Source organism: Chryseobacterium gambrini (genome assembly GCF_900156825.1).
Classification (GTDB): domain Bacteria; phylum Bacteroidota; class Bacteroidia; order Flavobacteriales; family Weeksellaceae; genus Chryseobacterium; species Chryseobacterium gambrini.
This window is the reverse complement of record NZ_FTOV01000049.1, coordinates 1-1,253: the sequence shown is the minus strand read 5'-3', so window position 1 is coordinate 1,253 and position 1,253 is coordinate 1. Positions and strand designations below refer to the sequence as shown.

At 41.4% G+C, this 1,253-nt stretch carries 2 protein-coding genes; both read right to left on the bottom strand.

Translation table 11 applies throughout. The annotated features are described in order from the left end of the window. On the bottom strand, positions 1–440 hold a 440-nt coding region (locus BW951_RS22325), incomplete at its 3' end, for a hypothetical protein (protein WP_139326256.1). Continuing rightward, positions 415–1,253, bottom strand: an 839-nt coding sequence (locus tag BW951_RS22980; RefSeq protein WP_076396895.1) for a hypothetical protein, incomplete at its 5' end; no start/stop codon positions are given. The genes BW951_RS22980 and BW951_RS22325, both read right to left, overlap by 26 nt.

The window sequence follows — 1,253 nt, the reverse complement described above, 5'->3', positions numbered from 1 at the left end:
ATGATTGCCGGAACGTCAGGGGTTACCCCGATAGAAACCACCACTTTTGCCAGCTCATCACAGAGTTTCCCGAACCCGTCCTGAAACCCGTTAAGAACTTCCTTTAAATTTTCACCGTCCCGGTTGAACTGAAAACCGGAACCATCGAAAGTGAATTCTGATTTTTCGTTCCTGAAATAAATCTTTTCAACCTCGCTTACGGAAAGGATTACTGCCTTATTGTTTTTTTGGTAAGTACCAATTGTTACTAAGCTTCCTACCTTCGGTATGATAACAAGTTTATCTGTTTTGTTTTCAACAACCGCATTAAAAGAGCAATCAAAAAATTCTTTTTTATTATCAATGGTTACAACCTGACAATAGTCATTCTCAACCTTGATTACTTTTGCCGTATCTAAGACTATCGGAAACCTGTTAAGTAATTTTTTTAAACTCTCCATCCCTGTATGTTTTTCCTATGTCAATTATTCTCCTGTAACCGCCGGTTGCGCTCATCGTGATCTCCACTTCATCCACAAAATTTTTGGTGTTCCTTTCTTCATACTTTTTATCCTGTACCTGTACTACCTGTCCGTGTTCCACCCGTGACCAACCGAAAGAGGTTATAGTACCTTTATACCCGCCTCTTGTTTTAAGGTTCTTAAATCTGTTATCGGTTCGCTCTTTAAGTTCCTCTTTGGTAAGTCCGTCTCTATCAGTCCAGTGTTCAATATCGCCGCCTTCTTCACCCGTTTCATACGTTGTGACCTGACCGCTTTTATTAATACTTTTCGCATAAATTTTCACTTTAGCTTCATCCGGGAAAATATATTGCAGGTTGTGATCAATAATATTCTCGCCGTATTCAAACACCGGCTGAGCCTTTGAAACTTTTTCGTCCGAATAGATTTTACCGCACACCAGTCGTCCGTCCCTGAAAAAGGTATAAATGCCCGCTTTTTCCTGAAGCTCATTAAAAACCTTGACGGCGGTGGTCTGTTTCATCGAAAAATCTCCGTAGACTTCATCAATACAATCCAGTTCATACCCTGGAGCGACCGCCTGAATAATCTGCTGTACCGTGGCGTTTTCAACTGACACGCTTGTTTCTTTTCGTTTGAGCTGCCACATTTCATCCTCGCAAATCAGTTCATAGGGAATATTAATCCTTGGTGACCGTGCCACATAGCCGGTAAACTCTGTAAACAGCTGCCGGTTGTACCCCAGTCTGATTTCTACCTTATCACCGACTTTTATGAAATTGCCGAGGTGTT